This window comes from Actinoplanes nipponensis (assembly GCF_016862275.1).
GTDB classification, from domain to species: domain Bacteria; phylum Actinomycetota; class Actinomycetes; order Mycobacteriales; family Micromonosporaceae; genus Actinoplanes; species Actinoplanes nipponensis.
Genome location: NZ_BOMQ01000081.1, coordinates 18,161 through 41,764, shown reverse-complemented (window position 1 = coordinate 41,764; position 23,604 = coordinate 18,161). Strand labels below are relative to the sequence as shown.

18 protein-coding genes are annotated in these 23,604 nt (G+C 74.7%); 14 read left to right on the top strand and 4 right to left on the bottom strand.

Features of this window, described 5'->3' with window-relative positions; genetic code table 11:
* The first annotated feature begins 515 nt into the window (after nucleotides 1-515).
* The 8 genes from rimO to Ani05nite_RS33875 all read left to right on the top strand — a co-directional run bounded on the left by rimO (nucleotide 516) and on the right by Ani05nite_RS33875 (nucleotide 7,306).
* Nucleotides 516-1,997 (top strand): 30S ribosomal protein S12 methylthiotransferase RimO, encoded by a 1,482-nt coding sequence (gene rimO / locus Ani05nite_RS33910; RefSeq protein ID WP_203775177.1) that lies wholly within the window; start codon nucleotides 516-518, stop codon nucleotides 1,995-1,997.
* Entirely contained in the window at nucleotides 1,994-2,587 is a 594-nt protein-coding gene (pgsA, locus tag Ani05nite_RS33905) for a CDP-diacylglycerol--glycerol-3-phosphate 3-phosphatidyltransferase (RefSeq protein ID WP_203775175.1), read from the top strand. The genes rimO and pgsA overlap by 4 nt, the downstream gene beginning before the upstream one ends.
* A gap of 35 nt (nucleotides 2,588-2,622) precedes the next feature.
* Nucleotides 2,623-3,138 carry a CinA family protein gene (locus Ani05nite_RS33900; protein ID WP_203775173.1) on the top strand — a complete coding sequence of 172 codons (516 nt, stop codon included), beginning with the start codon at nucleotides 2,623-2,625 and terminating at the stop codon, nucleotides 3,136-3,138.
* Nucleotides 3,139-3,330: 192 nt separating this feature from the next.
* On the top strand, nucleotides 3,331-3,810 hold the full coding sequence (locus tag Ani05nite_RS33895) for a helix-turn-helix domain-containing protein (RefSeq protein ID WP_203775171.1): 480 nt from the start codon (nucleotides 3,331-3,333) through the stop codon (nucleotides 3,808-3,810).
* Between the two features lie 219 nt (nucleotides 3,811-4,029).
* Nucleotides 4,030-4,899 (top strand): PspA/IM30 family protein, encoded by an 870-nt coding sequence (locus Ani05nite_RS33890; protein WP_203775169.1) that lies wholly within the window; start codon nucleotides 4,030-4,032, stop codon nucleotides 4,897-4,899.
* Between the two features lie 25 nt (nucleotides 4,900-4,924).
* Nucleotides 4,925-5,677, top strand: a complete 753-nt coding sequence (pspM, locus tag Ani05nite_RS33885; protein ID WP_203775167.1) for a phage shock envelope stress response protein PspM — start codon at nucleotides 4,925-4,927, stop codon at nucleotides 5,675-5,677.
* A 144-nt stretch (nucleotides 5,678-5,821) separates the two neighbouring features.
* Nucleotides 5,822-6,661, top strand: a complete 840-nt coding sequence (locus Ani05nite_RS33880; RefSeq protein ID WP_239130908.1) for a helix-turn-helix domain-containing protein — start codon at nucleotides 5,822-5,824, stop codon at nucleotides 6,659-6,661.
* 63 nt (nucleotides 6,662-6,724) lie between these two features.
* Nucleotides 6,725-7,306, top strand: coding sequence for a dihydrofolate reductase family protein (locus Ani05nite_RS33875; RefSeq protein ID WP_203775165.1), 582 nt, complete (start codon nucleotides 6,725-6,727; stop codon nucleotides 7,304-7,306).
* A 68-nt stretch (nucleotides 7,307-7,374) separates the two neighbouring features.
* On the opposite strand, the gene Ani05nite_RS33870 is transcribed toward Ani05nite_RS33875, so the two are convergent.
* Nucleotides 7,375-8,160: a DNA-formamidopyrimidine glycosylase family protein gene (locus Ani05nite_RS33870; RefSeq protein ID WP_203775163.1), complete on the bottom strand. Its 786-nt coding sequence runs from the start codon at nucleotides 8,158-8,160 to the stop codon at nucleotides 7,375-7,377.
* Nucleotides 8,147-10,951 carry an AfsR/SARP family transcriptional regulator gene (locus tag Ani05nite_RS33865; protein ID WP_203775161.1) on the bottom strand — a complete coding sequence of 935 codons (2,805 nt, stop codon included), beginning with the start codon at nucleotides 10,949-10,951 and terminating at the stop codon, nucleotides 8,147-8,149. Before Ani05nite_RS33865 ends, Ani05nite_RS33870 begins: the two co-directional genes overlap by 14 nt.
* A gap of 67 nt (nucleotides 10,952-11,018) precedes the next feature.
* Here Ani05nite_RS33865 and Ani05nite_RS33860 point away from each other — a divergent pair, with 67 nt between their 5' ends.
* Nucleotides 11,019-11,717, top strand: a complete 699-nt coding sequence (locus Ani05nite_RS33860; protein ID WP_203775159.1) for a hemerythrin domain-containing protein — start codon at nucleotides 11,019-11,021, stop codon at nucleotides 11,715-11,717.
* Between the two features lie 44 nt (nucleotides 11,718-11,761).
* Here the strand turns inward: Ani05nite_RS33860 and Ani05nite_RS33855 are convergent, their stop codons facing one another.
* Nucleotides 11,762-12,547: an SAM hydrolase/SAM-dependent halogenase family protein gene (locus Ani05nite_RS33855; protein ID WP_203775157.1), complete on the bottom strand. Its 786-nt coding sequence runs from the start codon at nucleotides 12,545-12,547 to the stop codon at nucleotides 11,762-11,764.
* An 82-nt stretch (nucleotides 12,548-12,629) separates the two neighbouring features.
* Here Ani05nite_RS33855 and Ani05nite_RS33850 point away from each other — a divergent pair, with 82 nt between their 5' ends.
* The gene (locus Ani05nite_RS33850; protein WP_203775155.1) at nucleotides 12,630-13,559 is read left to right on the top strand and encodes an LLM class F420-dependent oxidoreductase; all 930 of its coding nucleotides are present in this window, start codon (nucleotides 12,630-12,632) and stop codon (nucleotides 13,557-13,559) included.
* Nucleotides 13,560-14,690: 1,131 nt separating this feature from the next.
* Entirely contained in the window at nucleotides 14,691-15,215 is a 525-nt protein-coding gene (locus Ani05nite_RS33845; protein WP_239130907.1) for a GNAT family N-acetyltransferase, read from the top strand.
* 39 nt (nucleotides 15,216-15,254) lie between these two features.
* Here Ani05nite_RS33845 and Ani05nite_RS33840 read toward each other — a convergent pair whose 3' ends face one another.
* Nucleotides 15,255-19,775, bottom strand: a complete 4,521-nt coding sequence (locus Ani05nite_RS33840) for an ATP-dependent helicase (RefSeq protein ID WP_203775285.1) — start codon at nucleotides 19,773-19,775, stop codon at nucleotides 15,255-15,257.
* 257 nt (nucleotides 19,776-20,032) lie between these two features.
* Here Ani05nite_RS33840 and Ani05nite_RS33835 point away from each other — a divergent pair, with 257 nt between their 5' ends.
* From Ani05nite_RS33835 to Ani05nite_RS33825, 3 genes are all read left to right on the top strand, one after another.
* Nucleotides 20,033-20,887, top strand: a complete 855-nt coding sequence (locus Ani05nite_RS33835) for a DUF4397 domain-containing protein (protein ID WP_239130905.1) — start codon at nucleotides 20,033-20,035, stop codon at nucleotides 20,885-20,887.
* A gap of 11 nt (nucleotides 20,888-20,898) precedes the next feature.
* Nucleotides 20,899-21,627 (top strand): class F sortase, encoded by a 729-nt coding sequence (locus Ani05nite_RS33830; protein WP_239130904.1) that lies wholly within the window; start codon nucleotides 20,899-20,901, stop codon nucleotides 21,625-21,627.
* A 63-nt stretch (nucleotides 21,628-21,690) separates the two neighbouring features.
* Nucleotides 21,691-23,481, top strand: a complete 1,791-nt coding sequence (locus Ani05nite_RS33825; protein WP_203775149.1) for a serine/threonine-protein kinase — start codon at nucleotides 21,691-21,693, stop codon at nucleotides 23,479-23,481.
* Nucleotides 23,482-23,604: the final 123 nt, after the last annotated feature.

Genomic DNA, 23,604 nt, shown 5'->3' with positions numbered 1-23,604 from the left:
GGCTGAGAGCTGAACCCGGCGAGCCCTCTGCGTCTGCTCGCGTCGAAGCGGCTCGTGATCACCGGTGAGGGCGGCCTAGAGGTCCCGGGTCGGCGAGGACGGTGCTCGACGGCCCGCGGCCGTCCGGGTCCGCCTCGTTGTCTTCGCTGCTCGCCGCTGCCTGTCCGGCTTCCGGCGCCGCCCCGGCCCGCGGGCCAGCGGCACGGGCAGGGCCCGGCCGCGTCAGTCGGGCGCCGCCCAAGATCAACACTTGCGGGATCGGCGGGCACCGGTGGCGGGGGATCGCGCGGTCAGCCCGGCGCGCCGGCCCGGCGGGTGGCCCGGCAGGGGGTCGGTTCGTCGGGGCGGGAGGTGGTGGTGCGGTTGGGGCGGGGTGTCGGCGTACCGGATCGGGTTTCGTACTGGATCGGGTTTCGTGCCGGATCGGGTTTCGTATCGGTGGGGGTTGGATCGATATTCGGCCGCTGGCTGGACGGGCGAAGGCAGGACAACGCGCGCCCGGTAGCCTTGTCGGAGTGTCGGTAACCCCTGCCCCCCGCCGTGTCGCCCTGCTCACCCTCGGCTGTGCCCGCAACGAGGTCGACTCCGAGGAGCTGGCCGCCCGGCTCGACGCCGGTGGCTGGCAGGTCAGCACCGATGCCGACAGCGCCGACGTGGTGCTCGTCAACACGTGCGGCTTCGTCGAGAAGGCCAAGCAGGACTCCATCGAGACGCTGCTGGCCGCGGCCGAGACCGGGGCCAAGGTGGTCGCCGCCGGCTGCATGGCCGAGCGGTACGGCAAGGAGCTCGCCGACAGCCTGCCCGAGGCGCAGGCCGTGCTCGGCTTCGACGACTACACCGACATCGCCGCCCGGCTCGACGGCGTGCTGGCCGGCGAGCGGTTCGACGCGCACACCCCGCGGGACCGCCGCGAGCTGCTGCCGCTGACCCCGGTCGCCCGGCAGGCGGCCAAGGTGGTCGTGCCCGGCCACGCCACCGTCGACGAGCACACCCCCGCGCACCTGCGCCAGGTGCTGCGCCGCCGGCTGGACAACGGCCCGGTGGCCAGCCTCAAGCTGGCCAGCGGCTGCGACCGGCGGTGCACGTTCTGCGCCATCCCCGCGTTCCGCGGCGCCTTCGTCTCCCGGGACCCGCAGGAGCTGCTGGCCGAGGCCGAGTGGCTGGCCGGCACCGGCGTCCGCGAGCTGGTGCTGGTCAGCGAGAACAGCACCTCCTACGGCAAGGACCTCGGCGACCCGCGCGCGCTGGAGAAGCTGCTGCCCCAGCTGGCCGCGGTGCCCGGCATCGTCCGGGTCCGGGCCAGCTACCTGCAGCCCGCCGAGACCCGGCCCGGCCTGGTCGAGACGATCGCCACCACGCCGGGCGTCGCGGCGTACTACGACCTGTCCTTCCAGCATTCCAGCGAGCCCGTGCTGCGCCGGATGCGCCGGTTCGGCTCCACCGACCGGTTCCTCGACCTGCTGGCCTCCGCCCGCGCGCTGGCCCCCGAGGCGGGCGCGCGCAGCAACTTCATCGTCGGCTTCCCCGGCGAGACCCGGCAGGACGTGGACGAGCTGGTCCGGTTCCTGACCGCGGCCCGGCTCGACGCCATCGGCGTCTTCGACTACAGCGACGAGGACGGCACCGAGGCCGCCGGGCTGCCCGGCAAGGTCCGCGAGGACACCATCAAGCGCCGGTACGCCCGGATCAGTGACCTGGCCGACGAGCTGTGCGCTCAGCGGGCCGAGGACCGGCTGGGCTCGATCGTCGAGGTCCTGGTGGACACCGTCGACGACGGCGAGATCGAGGGCCGCGCCGCGCACCAGGCGCCCGAGGTGGACGGCTCGACCACGCTGGTCGCCGGCGACGAGGGCGTCGACCTGGCGGTGCTGCGCCCCGGCGACTTCGTGCGGGCCCGGGTCACCGGCACCGAGGGCGTCGACCTGGTCGCCGTGCCGGTCGCCATGATCTCCGCCGCGTCGGGGGCGGTCTCCGCGGTAGCGACGGCAGCGTCGTGACCGACGAGCCGGTGCCGGTGGCCTCCCCGCGGCCGGTCTCGCTCTACAACCCGGCCAACCTGCTCACGGCCGCCCGCATCGTGCTCGTCCCCGTGTTCGTCGCGTTCGTCATCGTCTCCGGGATGACCGGGTCCGGCTGGCGGATCCTGGCCTGCCTGACCTTCTGCGTGGCGTCGGCCACCGACTTCGCCGACGGCTGGATCGCCCGGCGCTACCAGCTGGTCACGTCCTTCGGCAAGGTCGCGGATCCGATCGCCGACAAGGCGCTGACCGGCAGCGCGCTGGTGCTGCTGTCGGCGTACGACCGGTTGTCGTGGTGGGTGACCGGGCTGATCCTGCTGCGCGAGTGGGGCGTCACGGCGCTGCGCTTCTGGGTGATCCGGTACGGCGTCATCCCGGCCAGCCGCGGCGGCAAGCTCAAGACGGTGCTGCAGATCGCGGCGATCGCCTGGTTCCTGTGGCCGGTGCCGGAGCCGTTCGACGTGGTCGGCCCGGTGCTGATGATCGCGGCGCTCATCGTGACCGTGGTCACGGGGGCGGACTACGTGCTGCAGGCGCTGCGGTTGCGCCGGCGGGCCGAGCGGGTCTGACCCGGCGCCCCGCCCGCGGTTGGCACAATCGGGGCATGAGCGAGGAGCAGATCGACGATCCCGGGGTGGCCGCCGCCGCGGCGGTGCACGCGCTGGTCGAGCGGCGCCAGACCCTGGCGGTCGCGGAGTCGCTGACCGGGGGCCTGCTGGCGGCCACGATCGTGGAGATCGCCGGGGTCAGCGCCGTGTTCCGGGGCGGCCTGGTGGTCTACGCCACCGAGCTGAAGCACACGCTGGCCGGCGTGCCGCGGCAGCTGCTGGACGAGCGCGGGCCGGTCGACGCCGATGTCGCGCTGGCGCTGGCCGAGGGGGCGCGGGAGCGCTGCGGCAGCGACTGGGGCCTGGCCACGACCGGGGTCGCCGGCCCCGAACCGCAGGACGGCAAGCCGGTCGGGCTGGTCTTCGTGGCGGTCGCCGGGCCGGGCGGCGCCACCGTCCGGGAGCTGCGCCTGCCGGGCTCCCGGGCGGACGTCCGGAATGCGACTGTGACCTCCGTCCTGTCGCTGCTCGTCGCCGAGCTGCGCGGATCGACCGCGGGAATCGCGAGCTGAGCTGCCGCGTTGCCCCGTACGGGTGAGTGGGCGCGGGCTGCCCACCGGCTGTATCAGCAGCCCCGCGGGCGGTCGGGCGTCCCCGCCGGCCGGAGGATTTCGGCGGGGCGGGATGTCGGTGTAGCCCTCAGCGGGTACGGTTGCGGGAAGCCTCCGGCGGTTGCCGGCGGCCCCGCCGCAGGAGGAGGTGCCATGGTCCTGCTACGCCGGGTTATCGGTGACGCACTTCGGGCGCGCAGGCAGGGTCAGCATCGCACGCTGCGTGAGGTGTCGACCGCCGCCAACGTCAGCCTGGGGTATCTCTCCGAGATCGAACGTGGCCAGAAGGAAGCGTCCAGCGAGCTGCTCGCCGCGATCTGCGAGGCGCTCGGCGCCCGCCTGTCCGAGGTGCTGGGCGAGGTCAGTGGCACGCTCGCGCTCGCCGAGGGCGTCGACGGCGTGCTCGCCCCGCTGGAGCCCGTCCCGGTCGGAACCAGCGGCGCCGGCGCGAGCCCCGTCCCGCTCAAGGGCGCGCCGCTCAAGGCCGCGCCGGGCAAGCACAGCGAGGCCCCGGCCGTGCGCCAGGTCACCTCCGACGGGACGGTCTCCGTCTCCGTCCGCCAGGAGTCGCCGCTCAAGGCCACTCTGCACGCGACCCGCAAGCGCGGCCGCGACGTCGTGTACGCAGCCTGATCCCCGCACCGACCGCTACGCGTTCCGGCGTCGCCGGAACGCGTATCGGCGCGTAGCCTCGTTGTCGGGGGAACCCTCGCTAGACCCTGAGATCCCCCCGAGGTCACGTGACGCCGGTGGCGTGGAGCTGACACGATGGACTCCGCGCCATCGTGAAGACCCCTCGGTCCCGCGTCGGTGGCGCGTCCGACTGAGCGACATTGAGGGGATACCGCGGATATGGCGAACCCGTTCGTCAAGGGCTGGCGCTACATGATGGCGCTGTTCGGCGCCAAGATCGATGAGTACGCCGACCCCAAGGTGCAGATCCAGCAGGCCATCGAGGATGCCCAGCGCCAGCACCAGGCGCTCGTGCAGCAGGCCGCCGCCGTGATCGGCAACCAGCGGCAGCTGGAGATGAAGCTGTCCCGGCAGATGTCCGAGGTCGAGAAGCTGCAGGGCATGGCCCGCCAGGCCCTGGTGCTGGCCGACCGGGCCCGGGCCGGCGGCGACGAGGCCGAGGCGCAGAAGTACGAGTCGACCGCACAGACGCTGGCCACCCAGCTGGTCTCCGGCGAGCAGTCGATGGAAGACCTGAAGACGCTGCACGACCAGGCGCTGTCGGCGGCCGGGCAGGCCCGCAAGGCGGTGGAGAACAACGCGATGGTGCTCCAGCAGCGCATCGCCGAGCGCTCCCGCCTGCTCAGCCAGCTCGAGCAGGCCAAGATGCAGGAGACGGTGGCCAAGTCGCTGGAGTCGATGTCCTCGCTCTCCGCGCCGGGCAACACCCCGTCCCTGGACGAGGTCCGCGACAAGATCGAGCAGCGGTACGCCAACGCGATGGGCCGCGCCGAGCTGGCGTCGAACTCCGTCGAGGGCCGCATGCTCGAGGTGCAGAAGTCGAGCCTCGACATGGCCGGTTCGTCCCGGCTCGAGCAGATCCGGGCGAGCATGGCCGGCGAGCAGCTCGGCGGCGCCGCGGCGAAGCCGGCCGTGGAGGCGGGCAGCACCGGCGCCGCCCCGGCGGCCGACCCGGCCAGCGTGGCGCGGCTCGACGAGATCAGGGCCAGCATGAACGCCAAGCGCGGGGACACCTCGGCCGCAGGCTGAGTCCCCGCTCCCGAAGGAGTGAACGGTGGACGAGCGGACCCGGTACTTCCGCCGGCTCAGGAAGCTGCGCGGGTCGGCGCGGCGGTGGAGCGTCGTCGGCGGCGGGCTCACCGCGGCCGCCGCCGTGCTCACCCCGTACGCGGGCATCGGGCTCGCCGACGCGGCCTGGGCCGCGTCGGCGGGTGCGTCGGCGGCCCTGGCCTGGTGGCGCTGGAGCGACCACCGCGCCCTGGCCGCGATCCCGGCCCCGCCGCCCGCCCCGCCGGCCATTCCCGGCCAGCGGCTGGTGGCCGCCGTCGAGCGGTTCCCGGCCGGCCGGCAGGTCCTCCAGGAGGTCCGCCGGCACAAGGAGCGCTACGCGCTGCGCGGTTCCGCCGTGGCCCAGGCCTGGGACAGGCTGGACCGGGCCGCGATCACGCTGACCGGCCTGGCCGGCCGGCTGACCGGCCCCGGCGAGGCCGCGATGCTGGAGGCCGCCGTGGCCGAGCAGTGGCTGCGCGACCTCGGGCAGCGGGTGGCCAGCGTCGAACGGGCGATCCCGCTGTCCCCGCCCGACCAGCGCGCCGGGATCGAGCACGCGCACCAGAGCCTGGCCAAACAGTTCACCGAGGGCGTGACCGCCTACGAGCGGCTGGTCGCGGCCGCGGCGAGCTACGTGGCCGAGGAGGGTCAGCCGGCCTCGGCGCAGCACCCGGCGCTGAGCGGCCTGGTCGAGGCGACCGACCGCCTGCGCGGCATCGCGGACGGTCTGTCCGAGCTGCGCCGCCCGGCGGCTTAGGTCTTTTCCGGTACGCGTGCCGGAGTCCCCGACCGCAATCGCGGGGCTGGCGTCGGGCGGCCTTTCGCCGGTGCCACTCCGGGCCGGGGATCTGCCGCCGGGCTGGCCGGGTGTCGGGGTTGCGCCGTCGGCGATGATGTCGGTGTGGAGTATGTGTCCAGGGTGCCCGGTTCGCCGCTGGACGGGCTGATCGACGACCTCTACTACCTGGAGGGCGCCCCGCCGTACCCCCGGTTGCTGCTGCCGGCGGCGCCCGCGCCTCTGCTCATCGTCAACCTCGGGGCGCCGTTTCTCATCCGCGCAGGCACCGACGTCGACGCCGTGGAGTACGCCGACGGCTGCGCGGTCACCACGCCCACGCGTGCCTGGGAGTTCGGCTACCCGACCCCGACCCGGTCCTTGGGCGTCCACTTCAAGCCGTGGGGGCTGGCGCCGTTCCTTCCGATGCCGGCGGCCGAGTTGTGCGACCGACCTGCGACGGTGGAGCAGATCTGGGGCCGGCCCGCTGTCGCTGAGTTGCGACACCGGCTGACCCTGGCGGACGTACCGCACGAGATGCTGATGGTGCTCGAGGGGGAGCTGGTGCGACGGCTGCGCGCGATCAACGGCCTGGACATCGTCCGCCACATGAGCAGCGCCATCGCGGATACCGGCGGAGCGGTACCGATCAGCAACTTCGGCGTGGCAGCCCGCGTCAGCAGCACGTACCTGGCGAAGCGGTTCAAGGAGATCATCGGCGTCACGCCGAAGCGGCTGGCTCGCAGCTACCGCTTCAGCTCCACCGTGTTGGCGCTCGACGTGGCTGCACCGATCGACTGGGGCGACGTCGCCGCCGGCGCGGGCTACTTCGACCAGGCCCACTTCGTGCGCGAGTTCCGGGAGTTCACCGGGCTCACGCCGACCCGGTATGTCGAGGTCCGGCAACGCTTCCTCCGCGAACATCCCGACCACGCGCTGGATGGCTGGCCGCTGCCAGTCGATTGATTTCGTACAAGAGCGACCACTCACGCCACCCGAGACTGGGGACTCCGAACAGAGGAGGAACCCATGGGGAAAGTGGTCATGAACGCGTCGGTCTCGGTGGACGGCTTCATCGCGGCTGAGAACGACGATCCCGGTCCACTGTTCGCATGGTTGGTCAGCGGTGGCGTGCCGTTGGACGACAGCGGCGTACTGAACGTGTCGCAAGCGTCCTACGACCACATCCGGCCGTACTGGGACCAGATCGGGGCGACAATCGCCGGCCGCCACGTCTTCGACATCACGGACGGCTGGGACGGAAAGCCCCCGAGCGGGATCGACCACGTAGTCGTCGTGACACACCGGCCGGCGCCCGAGGGATGGGACCCCGCCGCGCCGTTTCACTTCGTCCACGGCGTCGAGGCGGCCGTGGCCAAGGCGAAGGAGCTCGCGGGTGACCGCATGGTCGAGGTCGCCGCCGGCGACGTCGGTGGGCAGGTGCTCGCGGCAGGTCTGGTCGACGAGGTGCGCATGGACGTCGTACCCGTCGTGTTCGGGTCGGGTAAGCGCTACTTCGGCTCCGTCGAGGCGCAGCACCTGCTGGCAGGCCCAGACGTGGTTGTTCAGGGCAACCGGGTGCTTCACCTGCGCTATCGGGTGCGCCTTTGACCGGTCTGACAACGGACCGACGGAGGCCGTCAACGGCAGGCTCGGGCCTGGGCGCGTACCGGAGAATGTCAGGGTTTCGGCTGGCAGCGGGGGCACCAGTAGGTGATCCGCTCCTCGGTGTCCTGTTTCTGGATGGCCGAGCCGCACCGCCGGCACGGCTGCGCCCGGCGCCCGTAGACGTAGCTGGTCTGGCCCCGGCGCAGGGAGCCGGTGGTGGTCTGGGTCCAGCGCCCGCGGTTCGACGCCACGAGCTTCTGCGCGAGCTGCACCGTTCCGGCCAGGTCGGGCACCGCGGCGACCGGCGTCCACGGCCACAGCCCGCGCAGGAACAGCGTCTCGGCCTTGTAGAGGTTGCCCACCCCGGCCAGGTTGCGCTGGTCCAGCAGCGCCTCGCCGATCGGCACGTCCGGCTTCGCGGCGATCCGGCGGACCGCCTCGTCGGTGTCCCAGTCGGCGCCGAGCAGGTCCGGGCCGAGGTGGTCGAGGTGCCGGCCCTCCTCCGCGGTGGGATAGAGCGCCACCTCGTGCAGGTGGTAGCCGACCGCCACCGACCGCTTGGTGCGCAACACCACCCGGATCAGGTACGCGGGCCGGCCGGTCCAGCGCTCACCCGGCGCGTACGCCCGCCACGCGCCGTCCATCCGCAGATGCGAGTGCAGCGTCATTTCCCGCTCGCCGTGGGTCAGTCGCAGCAGCAGGTGTTTGCCGCGGCTGGCCGACTCGGCCACCGTCCAGCCGGTCAGGTCGGTCGTCGCGAGCTGCGGCACCCGGAAGTCGGAGCCGGTGAGCACGTCGCCCTGCAGGGCGCGTTCGAGGACGCGCGCGGTGTTCCATACGGTGTCACCTTCGGGCATGGCTCTGCTCCTGCCCCGCCCACAGCGTCGCAATCATCGCGGCCTCGTCGAGGGCGGCCCCGTCGGCCTCGGCGGCCGCCCGGGTCACCGGATCGAGGGCCTCGTCCAGGGCGGCGGCCAGGGACGTCGTGGTGGCCGGGTCGGTGGCGTCGGGTCGCAGCCCGCGGCGGGACCCGTGCCGGCGTACGGCGGCCAGCAACGTCGCGCCCTGCGCCGGGCGGCCGCTCAGCGTGACCGCGTACGCGCCGGTGTGCAGGCAGGACAGCACGTTGCCGACGTCGTCCTCCTCGCGGAAGCGTTCCAGCGCGGCGCCGAGCGCCCGCAGCGCCGCCGCCGGATCGGGGTCGGCCGGGGCCAGCCAGGCCCGGGCCAGCAGCAGCTCGCTCATCGCGGCGATCCAGTTCTGCCGCAGCTCCCCGGCGTGCGCGGCGGCGGCCTCCAGCACCCGGCGGCCCTCGGCCAGCTCACCGGAGCCGGCGAGCGCCCCGCCCAGCGCCATCTCGCCCGCCGGGGTGGCCCACCGCTCACCGATCCGCTCGCTCACGGCCATCGACTCCCGGGCCCGGGCGGCCCCGGTCGCGTAGTCCCCGGTCGCCGCCCACAGCAGCGCCTCGTAGTACAGCAGCTGGCTGACCAGGCGCCGGCCGTCCTGGCTGTCCGGCTCGGCCAGCAGGGCCTTGGCCTGCCACAGGCATTCGGCGGCGCCGTCGATGTCGCCGCCGATGAACCGCAGGATCCCGCAGCCGGCCAGCGCGAGCGCCCGGTCGACGGCCGGCGCGTCCGGCGCGGCGGTCAGGGCCGCGGTCAGCATCCGCAGACCCTCGCTCACGTGCCCGCCGCGGAACCAGAACCACTCCAGCAGGCCCGCCGACCGCAGCGCCGCCGCCGGGTCGGCGCCCAGGTCGTGGGTCAGGCCGGCGCGCAGGTTGGGCACCTCCCGGTTGAGGAGCCGGATGGCGTGCGCGGAGCGTTCCCCGCGCAGCTCCGGCGCGGAGCGCTCGATCAGCGCGCGGACCCAGGCGGCGTGCGCGGCCCGGCTCGCCGCCGGATCGGGGTCGTGCTCGCGGCAGTACGCCCGGATGATGCCCAGCAGCCGGTAGCGGGTGGGCGCGACGGTCGTGTCGGCGGCCACCACCGACCGGGTGACCAGCGAGGACAACGCCTCCAGGTCGGAGCCGACGGACACCGCCGCCTCCATCGTGAACCCGCCCTCGAACGGCCACAGCCGCAGCAGCAGCGCCCGGTCGGCGGCCGGCAGCAGGTCGACGCTCCAGGCCACCGCCGCCTCCAGCGTGGCGTGCGGGGCCAGCGCGCCCCGCGGCACCCGGCCCAGCGCGGGGAACCGCTCACCGAGCAGCGTCACCAGCTCGCCGAGACCCAGCACCCGGGCCCGCGCGGCGGCCAGCTCGAGGGCCAGCGGTATGCCGTCCAGCGCGCCCGCCAGCCTCTCCAGCTGCGCCTGCTCGCCGGGGTCGGGGCGCCAGCCCGGCCGGACCGTGCCGATCCGGTCGACCAGCAGCGCCACGGCGTCCTCCGGCGGCAGCGGCGCCACCGGCAGCAGCCGTTCGCCGTCGACGCCGAGCGGTTCGCGGCTGGTCGCCAGGATCCGCAGCCGGGGGCAGCGGGCCAGCAGGGCGACGACCAGGTCGGCGACCGCGGCGACGAGGTGCTCGCAGTTGTCGAGGATCAGCAGCGCCGCCCGGTCGGCCAGGGCCAGCGCCAGGCCGTCCGGGCCCGGCTCAGCCGGCTGGTGCACGCCGGCCGCCGCCGCAACCGCCGAGGTCAGCAGGGCGGGCTCGGTGACGTCGGCCAGCCGGACCAGCCAGGGGCCGTCGCCGGCGCCGTCGTGGCGGGTGGCCGCGTACTCCACCGCCAGCCGGGTCTTGCCGGCGCCGCCCGGGCCGACCAGCGTGAGCAGGCGCGCCGACGGCCCGGTGGCGGCCAGCGTGGCGATCTCCGCGGCGCGGCCGACGAACGTGGACAGCGGGCGCGTCACCACCGGCCGAGGCGCCGCCGGGCGTGGCCGCGCGGGGGGACGGCTGGGGAGCAGCAGGCCCGGGTCCTGGGCGAGCAGGCGGCGCTCCAGGCTCTGCAGGGCGGGACCGGGATCCACCCCCAGGTCGTCGGCGAGCAGGGCGCGGACCTGCCGCAGGGCGGACAGCGCCTCGGCCTGGCGGGCGCTGCGGTAGAGACCGAGGATGAGCAGCTCCCAGCGGCGTTCCCGGTACGGCTCCGCGCGTACCGCCGGGGCCAGCTCGGCCACCGCCCCGGGCGCGTCGCCCGCGGCCAGGCGCGCCGCCAGCCGTTCCTCGACCGCGACCTGGCGCAGCTCCTCCAGCCGGGCCCGCGGGGCCTCGACCACGGCGGTCCCGGCCAGATCCGCGAAGGCCTCCCCGCGCCACAGCCGCAGGGCCGCGTCGAAGACGCGGACGGCCTCGGCCGGCCGCTCGGCGTCGAGCAGCTCGCGGCCGCGGGCGACCTCCGCCTCGAACGCCGCCGCATCCGTCTGCGCGCCGGTCAGCCGGTAGCCGTCGCCGACGCGTTCCAGCGCGTCGCGGTGCCCGGGCCCCAGCGCCCGGCGCAACCGCGACACGTACGCCTGCAGCGACACCTCCGGGCTGGCCGGCGGCTCGTCCCCCCACACGGCCTGGGCCAGCGCGTCCCCGCCGACCGGCCGCCCGGCCGCCGCGACGAGCGCGGTGACCAGCCGGCGGGGCAGCGGGCCGCCGAGCTCGACCGGCCCGCGGCCCGCGCCCAGCTCGGTCGGCCCGAGAACGCGGCAGGTCAGCACGGGTGGAGCATACAAACGCAGGCCGGTTGCAGGCAGTCTGCAAGCCGACCCCGGCACCCTGAGCCCCATGACGACTGAGCCCCACCGTGGCGGGGAACCCACCCAGGTCCGTGACCAGACCGCGCGCGTCGACACCTGGGAGATGGTGCTCGTGCACCGGGTGTTCCGCCGCGAGTTCCGCATCCTGCCCGCGCTGATCCGGGCGGCGCCGCCCGGCGACACCGCCCGCGCCGAGACCATCGGCTCACACCTGGCCAACGTGGCCGGGGCGCTGCACCACCACCACGCGGCCGAGGACGAGCTGCTCTGGCCGGTCATGCTGAACCGGGTCGGGCTGCGGGCCGACCTGGTGCACCGGATGGAGGCCCAGCACGAGCGCCTGGCCGGCCTGCTGACCCGCATCGACGACCTGACCGCCCGCTGGCGGGCGCACGCCGCCGCCGACGTCCGCGACGAACTGGCCGACGTGCTCGCGCAGGCGTCGGGCGGCCTGGACGAACACCTCGGCGACGAGGAACGCGAGCTGTTGCCGCTGGTGTCGGAGCACGTGACGCCGGCCGAGTGGGACGCGCTCAACGAGCGGGCCCGGGAGGCGATCCCGAAGAACAAGCTGGCGCTGGTCTTCGTCGGCGCGATCCTGGAGGAGGCGAACCCGCTGGAGGCCAGGAAGTTCCTGGCGCAGCTCCCCGCGCCGGCCCGGGTGCTGTGGCGGCTGTTCGGGCCCCGCACGTACGCGAAGTCGCGGGACGCGATCCGCCGGGGGTGACCCTCCGTCCCCTGCCGGCTCCGCGCCGGGGCGCGGGTGGGGCGTCAGCGTTCGGCGACGCGGACGACGTCGCCCGGGCGCACCGAGAGCAGGACGACGGCGCGGCCGCCGTTGACCGCGATCGCCACCCGGCCGGCCGAGTCCTCGTACACGATCATCTCGCCCGGCTGGGCCTCGGCGAAGGTCTGCGCCCGCCGGGCCTTGATCCCGCCGATCACCAGGTCCGGGCCGAGCCCGGCGAGCGTGCCGCCGCCGGCCGCGAGCTGCACGTTGCCGAACCGGTCGACCGTGACGACCTCGGACTCGATCCAGCCGTCGCCGACGGCGACGATCGGATCGGGCAGCCGCACCAGCGTCGCCGGGGCGACCGCCGGCCCGGCCTCGCTCAGCGGCGCGCCCAGCGCCAGGCGCGCGGCGGCGGGCGCGAACACGTCCCGGCCGTGGAAGGTCCGCGAGACGTCGCCCAGCAGCCACTCCTTGTTGGCCAGCTCGACCACCGTGTCGATGCCCCCCAGGGCCTCGGCGGCCCAGATCAGCAGCCCGTTGTCCGGGCCGACCAGGACCCCGCCCGGGGTGCCGACCGCGATGCCGCGGCGCTGGGTGCCGACGCCCGGGTCGACCACCGCGAGATGCACCGACGCCGGCAGGTGCGGCGCGGTCTGCGCGAGCACCGCCGCGCCGCGCGGCACGTCGGCGGGCGGCACGTGGTGGGTGATGTCGTTGATGCGCACCTCCGGGGCGATGCGCGCGATCACCCCGCGGCACGCGGCGGCGAAACCGTCGAAGGTGCCGTAGTCGGTGGTGAAGCTGATCCATCCATAGCCGCCCATGGTGGTCCACGTTACTGCCCCGGCACGCTCGGTGTCCGGAACGCCGCCGGGCGCGTCGGGCGGCATCTGGCACTGTTGATCTATGCGTCTTGTCATCTTCACCGAACCCCAGCAGGGTGCCGCCTACGACGACCTGCGGCGGGTGGCCCAGCTTGCGGAGCAGACCGGCTACGACGGCTTCTTCCGCTCCGACCACTACGTCGCGATGGGCGGCGACGGCACGCCCGGCCCGACCGACGCGTGGCTGACCCTGGCCGCGCTGGCCGTGCAGACCTCCCGCATCCGGCTCGGCACGCTGGTCACCTCGGCGACGTTCCGGCTGCCCGGCCCCCTGGCGATCGGCGTCGCCCAGGTCGACGCGATGAGCGGCGGCCGCGTCGAACTCGGACTCGGCGGCGGCTGGTTCGAGCGCGAGCACGCCGCCTACGGCATCCCGTTCCCGCCGCTGGGCGAGCGCTTCGACCGCCTCGAGGAACAACTGGAAATCATCGAGGGCCTGTGGACGACCCCGCCCGGCGAGCAGTACACCTTCACCGGCCGCCACTACCAGGTGACGGACTCCCCGGCCCTGCCCAAACCGGTCCAGTCCCCGCGCCCGCCGATCATCGTGGGCGGCGGGGGCAAGAAGCGCACCCCCGCCCTGGCGGCCCGCTTCGCCGACGAGTTCAACGCCCCCTTCGCGAAGCTCGAGGACCTGCCGGAGATGTTCGACCGGGTCCGCGCGGCGAGCGAACAGATCGGCCGGGAACAGCCGCCGGCCCTGTCGGCAGCGGCGGTGCTCTGCGTCGGCCGCGACGACGCCGAGGTACGGCGGCGGGCGGCGGCGATCGGACGCGAGGTCGGGGAGATGCGGGAGAACGGCGGGGTGGTGGGGACGCCGGATCAGGCGGTGGAGATTCTGGGGCGGTACGGGGAGGCGGGGGCTTCGCGGGTTTATCTGCAGGTGCTGGATCTGGGGGATCTGGAGCAGGTGGAGTTGGTGGCTGCGGAGGTCATGGGGCAGGTGGGGTGAGGGCTGGGGTGGTGGTGGTTGAGGCGGGCCTTGAGGGCAGTTGGTCATCGGGGCGTTGAGGTTGCTGTCCTTTTTGGGCTGTAGCGCGGGTGGGTGCTGGGCCGGTTTGAGCTGAGGTTGCGTTTTCGCGTGTTTGCGGCTTTGCGGGGGTCCGCGCTTTTCCTTCTCCGGGCTTTGCGTGCCTGTCGCGTCTGCGGGTGCTGCGCGTCGAAGGATTGCGGAGTTGCGGAGCTGCGGGGCTGCAGGGCTGCACCCTCCGCGCCTGCACCCTCCGCGCCCGCACCTCCGCGCCTGCGGGTTTGCGCTTCTGTGGGCTTGCGCGCCGGTATGCTTCCGCGCCTGCGGGCTGCACGCCTGCGGGTATGCGCGCCAGCGTGCTCCCGCCCTTCCGTGGCTGCGGGCTTCCGCGCCCATGGTCCCGCGCGCTTCCGTGCCTGCGGCCTACTCGCTTCCGGGCCCCACGATTCCGCGTTTCCGCGCCCGCGCGATTCTGCGTCTGCTGGCCTGCGCGCTCTCACGCTCCCGCGCCTGCGGTCTACGTGTTTCCGCGCCTATGCGCCTCTGCACTCCCGCGCTTGCGGGGCGCCGCGCTGCCGCGCTGTGCCGCGTGTCCACTCCCGCGCGTTTCCACACCCGCGTCTCTTTCCGTTCCCACGATTCCCACGCTTGCGTGATTCTGCGCTCCGGGTCTCCGGGCTTCCGCGCTTCCGCGCTTCCGGGCTTCCGCGCTTCCGGGCTTCCGCGCTTCCGGGCTTCCGCGCTTCCGCGCTTCCTCGCTTCCGCGCTTCCGGGCTTCCGCGCCTCCGGGCTTCCGGGTTTCGCGCTTCCGGGCTCGCGCTTCCGCGCTTCCGGGCTCCCGGGCTTCGCCCTTCCGCGCCTCACGCCTCCGCACCTCACGCCTCCGCACCCCCGCACCCCCGCACCCCCGCACCCCCGCACCCCCAGCGTTCCCACGCCCACGCCGTCCCCCGCCTTCCCACAAATCCGGCACCCCCACATCCCCACATCCCGCACCCCCACATCCCGCACCCCCAGCCAGGCGCCAGTCATTGCGGGCGGTTGGCCCTGGTGGGGACGGTCTTGATGGTGGCGGGACGGAGCTGTCCGGGCTCGGGGCCTAAAGTCTGTTGCGTGGAGATTGTCACCGCGCGACTCGCTTTGCGTCGCCCCGAGCCCGCCGACCTCGAAACGATCTTCGCGATCCACCGCGATCCCGAGGCCTGCCGGCACAACCCGTCGGACCTGCTCGTCACCGTGGCCGACGCGGAACACCTGTACAGCCGGTGGGACGATCACTGGCGCCGGCACGGCTTCGGCTACTGGGTGGTCGAGGAGCGCGGGTCCCGGAAGATCCTGGGCTTCGCCGGGCTGAAGGTGGTCCGCTTCCGCGAGATCGAGGTGCTGAACCTCTTCTACCGCCTCGACCCGGCGGCCTGGGGCAACGCCGTGGCAACCGAGGCGGCGACCGCGGTCGTCTCCTGGGCCGGGCAGCACCTGCCGGACTGGCCGATTCTCGCCCGGGTCCGCCCGGCCAACGTCGCGTCGCAGCGGGTGGCGCTGCGGGCGGGCCTGAGCCGAGCCGAGCACCTGGACGATGAGGGCGAGGACGGCCCCGACTGGCTCTTCGTCACGCGGTGGCCCGCCGACCGGTCCTGACGCCAACCGGCCGGCGGCGGGACATGGATCGAGCCGCCGTCACCCGCGCAGCCGCAGTCCTCTCGGCGTAGCGCGGAAACCGGCTCCGGTCAACGCGTCCCGCAGCGGCGAGGAATGCACCGACTCCCCGTCGGCCCGCTCCACCGACATCGGGCCCAGCGCCCCGGACCGTACCGATCCCGCCAGCGCCTGCCCGGCCGCCGTCAGCGCCTCGGTGTCGTCCACGTAGGACAGCAGGGTGCGGCCGCCGCGCTCGACGTACAGCACGAGGTCGCCGCCGACCAGGACGACCAGGGCTCCTGCCTTGCGGCCCGCCCGGTGGCCGGTCGCCGGTGTCGTCTCGCCGTTGCCGCTGTCGACCACGCGTTCCGGCCAGGGCAGCGCCGCCCCGTACGGGTTGGCCGGGTCCGTCGCCGCCAGCACCACGGCGCTCGTGCCCGTGCGTTTCGCCAGCTCCGCCGGCTCGGCCAGGGCGCGTAGCCGGTCCACCGCCCCCGGGACCGCGAACTGGGCCGCGCCCAGCCCCTCCACGAAGTACCCGCGCCGGGCCGCGCCGCGCTCCTCCAGCGCCCCCAGCACCGGATACACCGCCGCGAAGCCGCCGGTGACGCCCTCGGCCATCACCGCGCCGCGGGTCACCACCCCGTGCCGTTCCAGCAGCAGGTCGGCCAGGGCCGCCGCCCGCCGGGTGGGGTCGAGGTCGCGTTCCGGCAGGCGGGACCAGCGGCCGGCCATCATCAGCGGACCCGACCGGGCCGGCATCGTCGGCCGGCCGGGACGCCGGTAGCGGGTGCGGGCCGGCGCCGCCTTGGCCTTGTGTGCGCCGCTGCCGCCGAGCAGGGCGCGCAGCGGGGCGAACGTGTCGTTGGTCAGGTGCCCGGCCCAGACCAGCTCCCAGATCGTCGCGGCCAGGGCGGTGTCGTCGGTGGCGCGCACCTTGTCGGAAAGGTTGCGGAAGAACAGCGCCTGGCCGTCGGCCAGCGCGTCGAGCACCGACTGGTGTTGCTCGGTCAGGGTCAGCCCGTCGTCGGGTGGCGGGAGCAGCAGGGGGGCGCTGTCGGCGTACGCCAGCGTCACCCAGCCGTCGCCGCCGGCGATGGAGCCCGAGCCCGCCCACAGCACCTCGCCGCTCGCGCAGAGCTCGTCGAGCTGGGGCGGCGCGTAGTCGGCGATCCGGGCCGGCAGCACCAGCCGCTCCCACGCCGAGGCCGGCACGGCCACGGACTGCAGCTGCTCGATGGTGGCGGCCAGCGCGTCCACGCCGCGGGCGTTGCCGCCGATCTGGTGCCAGCGGGGCAGGAATGCGGCCAGCACTCGCGGCGGCACCGGCTCGATCTCCTTGCGCAGCGCGGCCAGCGACCGGCGGCGCAGCATGCGCAGCACCTCGGCGTCGCACCACTCGGTGCCGGCGCCGCCGGGGGAGAACTCGCCGGAGACCACCCGGCCGGTGGCGCTGAGCCGCTTGAGGGCCTGCTCGACGACGAAGACGCCGAGCCCGAAGCGGGCCGCGCAGGTGGCCGCCGCGAACGGGCCGTGGGTGCGGGCGTACCGGGCGACGAGGTCGCCGAGCGGGTCGGCCACCGGCTCGAGGTAGGCCTCCGCGACGCCGACCGGCAGGGCCACGCCGAGGGCGTCGCGGTAGCGGCCCGCGTCCTCGACGCCGATCCAGCGTTCCTCGCCGGCGATCCGGACCTGGATCGCCCGGCGGTTGGCCTGCAGCGTCGACGCCCAGTCGAGCTCGACGCCGCGGGCGGTGAGGTCGGCCGCCGACAGGTCGCCGAGCAGGCGCAGCAGCTCGGCCGCGTCCTCCGGGTCGCGCGGGCTGCGGTTGGTGGTGAGCCACTGCAGCTGGGCCTCGGTCTCGGCCACCACCGTCGGGTCGAGCAGCTCGCGCAGGTCGACCCGGCCGAGCAGCTCACCCAGCAGCGTCGAGTCGAGGGCCAGCGCCGCGGCGCGCCGCTCGGCCAGCGGCGCGTCGCCCTCGTAGAGGAAGGCGCCCACGTAGCCGAAGAGCAGCGAGCGGGCGAACGGCGACGGCCGCGGCGTCTCGGCCTCGACCAGCCGGACCTTGCGCCCGCCGATCTCGCGCATGAGCCCGACCAGGCCGGGCACGTCGAAGACGTCCTGCAGGCACTCGCGGGCCGCCTCCAGGGTCACCGGGAAGTCGGCGAACTCGCGGGCCACGTCGAGCAGCTGGGCCGAGCGCTGGCGCTGCTGCCAGAGCGGCTGGCGCCGGCGCGGGTCGCGGCGCGGCAGCAGCAGCGACCGGGCGGCGCACTCGCGGAACCGGGAGGCGAACAGCGCCGACGTGCCGACGGACTCCTCGACGATCTGGGCGATCTCCTCCGGGTCGAAGGCGACCAGCTCGGCGCCGGGCGGCTCCTCGGCGGTGTCCGGCAGCCGCACCACGATGCCGTCGTCGGAGGGCATGACCTGGCCGTCGACGCCGTACCGCTCGGACAGCCGGCGGGCGATGGCCAGCGCCCAGGGCGCGTTGACCCGGGCGCCGAGCACGCAGTGCACCGTCATCCGCCAGTCGCCGAGCTCGTCGCGGAAGCGCTCGACCACGATGGTGCGGTCGTCGGGCAGGTTGCGGGTGGCCTCGCGCTGCTCGCGCAGGTAGGCCACCAGGTTGTCGGCCGCCCACTCGTCCAGGCCCGAGGTGCGCAGCGAGGCGATCGCCTCCGGGTCGCCGGCGCGGGTCAGCGAGCGCAGCCGGGCGCCGATGGCCCGGCCCAGCTCGATCGGGCGGCCCAGCGCGTCACCCTTCCAGAACGGCATCTTGGCCGGGGCGCCCGGCGCGGGGGAGACCAGCACCCGGTCGGGGGTGATGTCCTCGATCCGCCACGAGGTCGAGCCGAGCAGGAAGACGTCGCCCACCCGGGACTCGTAGACCATCTCCTCGTCGAGCTCGCCGACCCGCGAGGCCTTCTCGGAGCCGGCCAGGAAGACGCCGAACATGCCGCGGTCGGGAATCGTGCCGCCGCTGGTGACGGCGAGGCGCTGCGCGCCCGGCCGGCCGGTCAGCTCGTCGGTGGTGCGGTCCCAGACCAGGCGGGGACGCAGCTCCGCGAACGCGGTGGACGGATAGCGCCCGGACAGCATGTCGAGCACGGCGTGCAGGGCGGAGTCGGGCAGCTCCGCGTACGGCGCGGCCCGGCGCACCAGCGCGGCCAGCTCGTCGACCGGCCATGCGTCGAGCGCGACCATGGCGACGATCTGCTGGGCCAGCACGTCCAGCGGGTTGCGGGGATAGCGCAGCTCCTCGATCGCGCCTTCGCTCATCCGCTCGGCGACGACCGCGCAGCTGACCAGGTCGCCCCGGTGCTTGGGGAACACGACGCCGCGGGAGACGGCGCCGACCTGGTGCCCGGCCCGGCCGATGCGCTGCAGCCCGGCGGCGACCGAGGGCGGCGCCTCGATCTGCACCACCAGGTCGACGGCGCCCATGTCGATGCCCAGCTCCAGGCTGGAGGTGGCGACCACGGCCGGCAGCCGGCCCGACTTGAGCGCCTCCTCGATCTGCTTGCGCTCCTCGCGGGAGACGCTGCCGTGGTGGGCGCGCGCGACGACCGGCGCCGCGCCGGTGGCGACGGGCGACTGGGCCATCATGGCGGCGGGCATCTCGGCCGGCGGGGCGGCGGCCTCGGCGGCCAGCTCGTTGATCCGGGCGCAGAGGCGCTCGGCGCCGCGCCGGGAGTTGGTGAACACGATGGTCGAGCGGTGCTGCTGGATCAGCTCGAGCACGCGTTCCTCGACGGCCGGCCAGATCGACGCGGTGCGCCGGGTCGCGCCCGGGTCGTCCGCGTCCACCTCGGGCACCTCGTCCAGCCGGGTCATGTCCTCGACCGGGACCGTCACCGAGACCTCGATCGTCTTGGCGCTGCGCGGCTGCACGATCTCGACGTCGCGGGCGCCGCCGAGGAACCGGGCCGTCTCGTCGATCGGCCGTACGGTGGCCGACAGCCCGACCCGCTGGGCCGGGCGGCCCAGCATCGCGTCGAGGCGCTCCAGGGAGAGCGCCAGGTGGGCGCCGCGCTTGGTGGCCGCGACCGCGTGCACCTCGTCGATGATCACCGTCTCGACGCCCTTGAGTGATTCCCGGGCGGCCGAGGTGAGCAGCAGGAACAGCGACTCGGGCGTGGTGATGAGGATGTCCGGCGGGGTGCGGCTGAAGGCCCGGCGCTCGTCGGCCGGGGTGTCGCCGGTGCGCATGCCGACGGTGATGTCCGGCGGCGGCAGGCCGAGCCGGCCGGACGCCTGCCGGATGCCGGTCAGCGGCGCCCGCAGGTTGCGCTCGACGTCGACGGCCAGCGCCTTGAGCGGGCTGATGTAGAGCACCCGGCAGCGGTGCTTGGGCTCGGCCGGGACGCTCTCGTGGGCGAGCCGGTCGATCGACCACAGGAAGGCGGCCAGCGTCTTGCCCGAGCCGGTCGGCGCGACCACCAGCGCGTTGCGCCCGGCGCCGATCGACCGCCACGCGCCGGCCTGCGCGGCCGTGGGCGCGGCGAAGGCGGCCCGGAACCACTCCCGGGTGGCGAGGCCGAACTGCTCCAGCACGTCTGACACGTGTCCATGGTGCCCCCGGGGTGTGACAGAAATCGGGGGGCCGGCGAAAACATCCGTCCGGGCCACGGCTCCGAACCAGAGGTGAATGGCCTTCGGGGAGGGGCATCAATCAGACGTTGGCCCACAGGATGGGCACTCGGCCGGCGTCGACCGGCCACCCGGCGGACCATGGTGCAGGCACAGTGACGTGCCGCACATCAAGGGCCGCCACCGCCGATGCCGTACAGGCTCCACGATCAGGAGGCACCGTGACCCACCGCGTACCCGCCCTACGGCGCCTCGGCGGCGCGGCGGCCGCGCTCGCCGCGCTGGCGACCGTCGTCCTCGCCGTGAGCCCGGCCCGGGCGGCCGGTGACGGTTACGTCCGGCTTGCCCATCTCTCGCCGGACACGCCCGCCGTCGACGTGTACCTCAAGTCCGACTCCGGCGCCGCCGGGGCCCAGAAGTTCGACGGCGTCGCGTACGGCGCCATGTCGGACTACCTGCGCCTGCCGACGGGCACGTACTCGGTGGCGATGCGCAAGGCCGGCGCCGCGGCGAGCACCCCGCCGGTGCTGACCACGCAGGTCACGGTCGAGAACGGCGCGGCGTACACGGTGGCCGGCGTCGGCCGCTACGCCGACCTGGGCCTGCGCGTGCTCAAGGACGACCTGAAACTGCCGCGGGCGGGCGAGTCCAAGATCCGGATCATCCAGGCCTCGGTGCGCGCGCCGGTCCTCGACGTCGGCGGCGCCAACGGCCGGAAGATCGCCGACGGCGTGCAGTTCGCCACCACGACCGCCTACCGCCCGGTCAACCCGGGCAAATGGACCGTCCGCGTCCAGCCCACCGGCGGCGGTGACCCCAGCGACCTGCCGTGCACGCTCGGCGCCGGCAACGTGTACTCGCTGCTCGTGCTCGACGACCGGAACGGGGGCCTGAGGCCGGAGCTGCACATCGACGCGGCCCGCCAGGGCGGCGTGCCACAGGGCGGCGTGGCCACCGGCGCGGGCGGCACGCAGCCACAGTCGCCGATGCCCATGGCGCTGCTGCTCGCCGGGGGCACAGCGCTGGTGACCGGCGGCGGGATCGTCGCGCTCCGGCGCCGCTCCCGCTTCCGCTGACGGCGTACCGGATGACCATCGACACCCCCGCGAGCGCCCGCGATGCCGGGTCCGGCCCGCTGCGGCCGGACCGGGCCGCGGCGCCGGAGAAGCCGGCGGTACGCCCCGGAGCGCCGCGCCTCCTGCTGCCGATCGTGGTGCCGCTCCTGGTGGCGCTGATCGTGGCGACCGGGTACCTGCTGATCCGCGAGCCCCGTGACCCCGCGGGCCTGGGCCGCTGGGCCGGCGCCCCGGCCTCGGCGCCGCCGGCGGAGAACATGACGGGTGCGCCCAACCCGTTCCGTACCGTGCCCTCGGACCTCAGCGGCCCGCCGGCCCGCCTGCGGGTCGCGGCGATCGGGGTGGACACCGCGCTCGAGACCCTGAAGCTCGGCACGGACGGCGCTCTTCAGCCGCCCCGCACCAACGAGCGGGCCGGCTGGTACGCCGACGGCACGGCCCCGGGCGACGTCGGCCCCGCGGTGCTGGCCGGCCACGTCGACTCCCGGCGCGGCCCGGCCGTGTTCTACCGGCTCCGCGAGCTCACCACGGGCGACAAGATCGAGGTGGTCCGGGGCGGCCGCACGGTCACCTTCACGGTCACGGCCACGGCCTGGTACCCGAAGAAGGCCTTCCCCACGGACGAGGTCTACGGGCCCACCCCGGACCGGCAGCTGCGGCTGATCACGTGCGGCGGGGTGTTCGACCGGACGCTGCGGTCGTACCGGGACAACCTGGTGGTCTACGCGGTGGCCGGGTGATCGACGTTCCGTGGGCCGGCCGCCGGTGACTATCCTGGCCGGAGAGGCGACGGGTGGAGGCTGATGGCGGTCAGGCGCATGCTCATCGCCGGTCGGTACCGTCTGCTGGAGCCGGTCGGCTCCGGCGGTATGGGACGGGTCTGGCTGGCGCGCGACGAGATGCTCGACCGGGACGTGGCCGTCAAGGAGTTCGTCCCGCCGGAGTGGATGACCGACGAGGAACAGGCCCGGCTGCGCACCCGTACGCTGCGCGAGGCCCGCAGCGCCGCCCGGCTCAACCACCCGCACGTGGTCCGCATCTACGACGTGGTGCACGCCGACGACCTGCCCTGGATCGTCATGGAGTACGTCCCGTCGCGCTCGCTGCACCAGGTGGTCGACGAGGACGGCCCGTTCCCGGCGGCCGAGGCGGCCCGGATCGGCCTGGACGTGCTGGAGGCGATCACCGCCGCGCACCGCGCCGGCGTGCTGCACCGCGACGTCAAGCCGCACAACGTGCTGATCGGCCCGGACGGCCGGGTCGTGCTGACCGACTTCGGGCTGGCCACGTTCGTCGACGACGGCTCGGTGACCGGTCCCGGCATGGTCGTCGGCTCCCCGCAGTACGTCTCCCCGGAACGCGCCCGCGAGGGGGCGTCGACCGTGGAGTCCGACCTGTGGTCGTTCGGCGCGACCCTGTACTTCGCCGTCGAGGGGCGGTCGCCGCTGGCCCGGGACAGCGCGATGGCGACGCTGATGGCGCTGGCCACCGACGAGCCGGATCCGCCGGTCCGGGCCGGGGCGCTGGCGCCGGTGCTGGCCGGGCTGCTGCGCCGGGAACCGACGGAACGGCTCACCGGGGCCGAGGTCGCCGAGCGGCTCGCGGTGATCGCGGCCGGGGCGGGGGCGATCCCACCGGCCCCGAGGACGCCCGGGACGACGTCCGGCCGCGCGGTCGTACCCGCGCCGCGCCGGCCCGCCGACGATCAGCCCGCACCGGACCCCCGGCCGGTCCAGGCGAGGACCGGGCCGAACGGCGGCGGCCCCGGGGCGCCGGCCACGGCCGCGCCCGGCATGGGTCCTGCGCCGGTCACGGCCGCACAGGATCCTCCGCTCGAGCCGCCGATCCCACCCGCTCACGACGCCCCGGCCGCGCCCGTCCCGCCGCGCCCGCGCCGCCGCATGCTCGTCTCCGGGCTGGTCGTGGCCGTGCTGGCCGGCGGCGGCATCGCCACCGGCCTGGCCCTGCGCGGCGACGCCGAACCCTCGGCGGCCCTGCCCGGCGCCACCGGCCGGACCCCGGGCGCGGTCACGTCGTCGGGCACCGGCGGCAGCTCCGGCGGTTTCAGCCCGGTCAACTGCTCCAGCCCGGCGCCCGCCGGCCTGCCCCGCACGCCGGTCGCGGGGGCCGGCAAGCTGCGCGACGGCTGGGCCCTCTACCCCGGCTGGTCGTACTTCAGCGACGCCGGCTTCCACATCGCGGTGCCGGACGGCTGGACATACCAGACGATCGGCACGACCATCTGCTTCCGCGACCCGGCCGGTCCGCGGATCCTCAGCATCGATCCCGGCCGCAGCCCGCAGGGCGACCCGGTGCAGGCCTGCCGCCGCGAGGTGAGCCGGCTGCGGGCCGCCGGCGACCTGAGGAACTACACCCAGCTGCGGATCGACCGGGTGCCCGGGCTGGCCCGGGCGGCCGACTGGGAATACACGTACGACGGGCGCGACGGCGCGCGGGTGCACGCGATGACCCGGTGGCGGACGGCCGACGACGGCAAGGCGTACGCGATCGGCCTGATGACCCTGGACCTGGACTGGCCCGGCAACTTCGAGAAGTGGGGCATGATCCAGAGCACCTTCTTCACGGACTCCTGAGATATGGCTCAAGCGGTATGAGTCCATAGACCGCCCTCTCTGCCATGCTCGGCGTGGCCGTCGCCACACCCTCGGCGACGGCGCCCCGAGCCCCGCGGAGGACACCCCGTGAGAGCAGTCCCC

Excerpts from the sequence above, each read along its gene's own strand:
- Ani05nite_RS33850 (WP_203775155.1), top strand. The coding sequence starts at position 12,630 with ATGCGTCTTGTCATCTTCACCGAACCCCAGCAGGGTGCCGCCTACGAC.
- Ani05nite_RS33860 (WP_203775159.1), top strand. The coding sequence starts at position 11,019 with ATGACGACTGAGCCCCACCGTGGCGGGGAACCCACCCAGGTCCGTGAC.
- Ani05nite_RS33825 (WP_203775149.1), top strand. The coding sequence starts at position 21,691 with ATGGCGGTCAGGCGCATGCTCATCGCCGGTCGGTACCGTCTGCTGGAG.
- Ani05nite_RS33855 (WP_203775157.1), bottom strand. The coding sequence starts at position 12,547 with ATGGGCGGCTATGGATGGATCAGCTTCACCACCGACTACGGCACCTTC.
- Ani05nite_RS33870 (WP_203775163.1), bottom strand. The coding sequence starts at position 8,160 with ATGCCCGAAGGTGACACCGTATGGAACACCGCGCGCGTCCTCGAACGC.
- Ani05nite_RS33890 (WP_203775169.1), top strand. The coding sequence starts at position 4,030 with ATGGCGAACCCGTTCGTCAAGGGCTGGCGCTACATGATGGCGCTGTTC.
- Ani05nite_RS33830 (WP_239130904.1), top strand. The coding sequence starts at position 20,899 with ATGACCATCGACACCCCCGCGAGCGCCCGCGATGCCGGGTCCGGCCCG.
- Ani05nite_RS33895 (WP_203775171.1), top strand. The coding sequence starts at position 3,331 with ATGGTCCTGCTACGCCGGGTTATCGGTGACGCACTTCGGGCGCGCAGG.
- Ani05nite_RS33875 (WP_203775165.1), top strand. The coding sequence starts at position 6,725 with ATGGGGAAAGTGGTCATGAACGCGTCGGTCTCGGTGGACGGCTTCATC.
- Ani05nite_RS33900 (WP_203775173.1), top strand. The coding sequence starts at position 2,623 with ATGAGCGAGGAGCAGATCGACGATCCCGGGGTGGCCGCCGCCGCGGCG.